The sequence below is a fragment of the Alphaproteobacteria bacterium GM7ARS4 genome (assembly GCA_014332745.1).
Classification (GTDB): Bacteria; Pseudomonadota; Alphaproteobacteria; order GM7ARS4; family GM7ARS4; genus GM7ARS4.
Map to the genome: position 1 here is coordinate 481,408 of JACONL010000001.1, position 2,870 is coordinate 484,277.

The 2,870-nt window shown below is 52.5% G+C and carries 3 protein-coding genes; all 3 read left to right on the forward strand.

The annotated features are described in order from the left end of the window. Window positions 1-312: 312 nt before the first annotated feature. Complete coding sequence (locus GDA54_02375) at window positions 313-1,350, forward strand: hypothetical protein (GenBank protein ID MBC6497154.1); 1,038 nt, start codon at window positions 313-315, stop codon at window positions 1,348-1,350. A gap of 121 nt (window positions 1,351-1,471) precedes the next feature. Then, window positions 1,472-2,323, forward strand: a complete 852-nt coding sequence (locus GDA54_02380; GenBank protein ID MBC6497155.1) for a 3'(2'),5'-bisphosphate nucleotidase CysQ — start codon at window positions 1,472-1,474, stop codon at window positions 2,321-2,323. Window positions 2,324-2,335: 12 nt separating this feature from the next. Further along, window positions 2,336-2,870 (forward strand): threonylcarbamoyl-AMP synthase (locus GDA54_02385; GenBank protein ID MBC6497156.1); only part of this gene is annotated, 535 nt, incomplete at its 3' end.

Genomic DNA, 2,870 nt, shown 5'->3' on the forward strand with positions numbered 1-2,870 from the left:
TTGAGGCTCATGGGGTGTGGGTCACCGCCATGTTGACGATGGCGTCACATGGAAATGTATACCTATGTCTTTGTTTCGTCACTATATAGACGCAAGGTTGTTTGTTCGCTAGGACATTGACGACTTTGTTTATCCCCCGTATGCGAGTCTGTCCCTCTTGGTTCACAAGGGGGCAGGCTTGTTGTCCATGGATGGATATGGATGGATAGAGCTTTTAACCATTGCCTCTCTTGCGCCCCTATGGTATGACGTGCGGTAATCTTAAGGTTGTTGGTTGGGAGGTATCGCGACCTTAAACAAAGGAGGAGTGCCATGTCTTCATCGAGAGGGCTGGAGGAGTATCCCTACGGGTCACTGATGGGTGTATCGCCTTCGCCTGTCTATCCGTCTATGCGCGGCTTCGACCATATTTTATTGGCGTTGCGTGGCGATTGTGACTCGTCGCGTCCTGTGACGATGGTTGGCAATGGGGCTTTGGACTTGCGTCATGTGCGGGCGTTATTGGCGGATGAAGGGTTTCATTGCGAGACGGGGCATGGTGAGCGTGCGATTTTTTCTCATTTGACGAGGGACAAGCGGTTGAATGTCATTGTGTCATCCGTCAAGGCGCGCGAGGAAGGAGAGCATTTTGCTCATGATGTCGTTGATGTTGTTGGCAAGCGTCGTGACCTGACGTTTTTGTTTCTCAATGAAGGGCCTCATGGCGAGACGGCACAAGCGCCTCACACCAAGGGTGAGCATGCCATGCATGGGGTTCATTTTCTTTCTCCTCCTTTTGGGAGGAGTGTCATTGTCAAGAACGTTTATATTGCGTGCTACGAGTTAGAATTGGCGCGCCGCTTGCGTGAGCGTTTGCATTTAGAGAGGATTTTTCGAGATTTCTCTCGTCATTTTTTTCGCAATCTTCAGGCGGCTGTGACAGATGGGCGTGATGAACGCCATAGCGCTGAGAGCGACTTTGCGGAGACGGCGCAAACGGTGGAGGAGCGTTCGCCAAGTGACAAGAGGCAACGTATGCTCTATTTGTCTCGGCGTCTCTTACGGGCGAAGGAAAAATTCGAGAACATTGCCGACATGGGAGACGCATGCCTGAAGATGCTCTTAGAGCTCTATGATGCGTCTCTTGTAGGGAAAAAGGTGAAAGTGACGGCGCTCTGTTATCTCTCTGGGGCAGCGCAGACGACAGCGCTACGTCATATCGACTCTATGGTGGCAGCTGGCATTGTGTCGCGACATCAAGATAAGAACGATAAGAGGCGCGTCTTTCTGGCGTTGTCCCATAGGGGGAAGGCTGATGTTGAGGGGTATTTGGACGATTTGTGGCGACAGCATCAATCGATGGCGTCATAAATATCCGTCTCAGTGACATGAGGTGGACATGGTGCTATGATAGGCGCTATGATATGTGTATAGAGGAGAGAGTTATGGGGCGATGCGGGATGGCCGCGTGTTTGATGGAGAGGAAGTGTTTGTGACGTCGGTCAAGGCTATATGCCGTAAGGATTTTTTAGAGGGTTTGTTTCCCATCATTGTGGAGGCGGGGGCTTTTTTGCTCGAGAGGCGTCTTGGCGGGAGTGGCGGTTTGGATATACGCACGAAGGCCGACAGCACGCCTGTTACGGCGGCTGACGTGGAGGCAGAGAACATCATTGTCTCAGCCCTTGTGAAGCATACGCCAGATATTCCCGTTATTGGTGAGGAAGCCGTCTCTGATGCTGGTGAGACAGACGTGCCTGAGTCATTCTGGTTGGTGGATGCTGTGGATGGCACGAGGAGCTATATGACGGGGGGGAAGGAATTCACCGTCAATATCGGCTTGATTACACAAGGCAGGCCTGTCATGGGGATTGTCTATGCGCCGGCCTTTGATGATGCGCGCTGTTTTATCGGGGCTGAGGGTGTGGGGGCGTTCATGCGCACCAAAGACGACCATGTATGGCGACCCATTCACGTCAAGAGGGACGACAGCATCGTTCTTGTGAGTCGTTTGCATGAAGGGGATGTGAATCTGAATAATTTTTTGGAGACCGTGCCAGACGGACAATGTCGTAGAATGGGATCTTCCGTCAAATTTTGTCTCATTGCGTGTGGCGAGGCGCAGTATTATCCGCGTTTTAGTCCGACTCATGAGTGGGATACGGCAGCGGGCGATGCGATTTTACGGGCAGCGGGTGGCCATGTCATGGTGGGTGGTGGCGGTCCTCTTCTTTATGGCAAAGCCATGTTGAAGAACATGGCGTTTCTTGCGCATTGTGGTTTTTCCTCTGAGTCGAAGGGCTTAGCGGAGTCGTTAGGCGCTATGCTAGAACGCGTCCAATTGTGACGTTATCTCTCCTTGAGAGCACTGGATTGTTTTGAAGCGTCTTCTCTTCTTGCCCGTGGTGGCATTGTTGCCTTTCCTACGGAGACGGTCTATGGGCTTGGCGTGCGTGGCGATGACTCTGATGCTGTGGCGCGCCTCTACCGCGTGAAGTCCCGCCTTCCTGAGAATCCCTTGATTATCCATATAAGGCGCATGGAGCATGCCCGGCGTTATGCTGTCATTGACGATGTCAGCGAGCGTCTTATGGCGCGTCTCTGGCCTGGCCCTGTGACGTTTGTTCTTCCGCGTAAAAAAGACCATCGCTATCCCCTTGCCGACAATGCTCTTGCTTATCTTCCTACCATTGCCTTACGTGTGCCTTCTCATCCTGTGGCACAGCAGCTCTTATCATTGTGTCATATCCCGCTCGCCGCCCCCAGTGCCAATCGTTCCACCTACCTCAGCACGACATCAGCACAAGACGTAGCGTATGCCCTTGAGGCATGCGCTATCGATGGGCTCATTGATGGTGGCCTATGTGCCTATGGCCTTGAGTCCACCATTCTTG

What these genes read in the sequence shown, in the direction of transcription:
- GDA54_02375 (MBC6497154.1), top strand. Translation starts at nt 313, where the DNA reads ATGTCTTCATCGAGAGGGCTGGAGGAGTATCCCTACGGGTCACTGATG.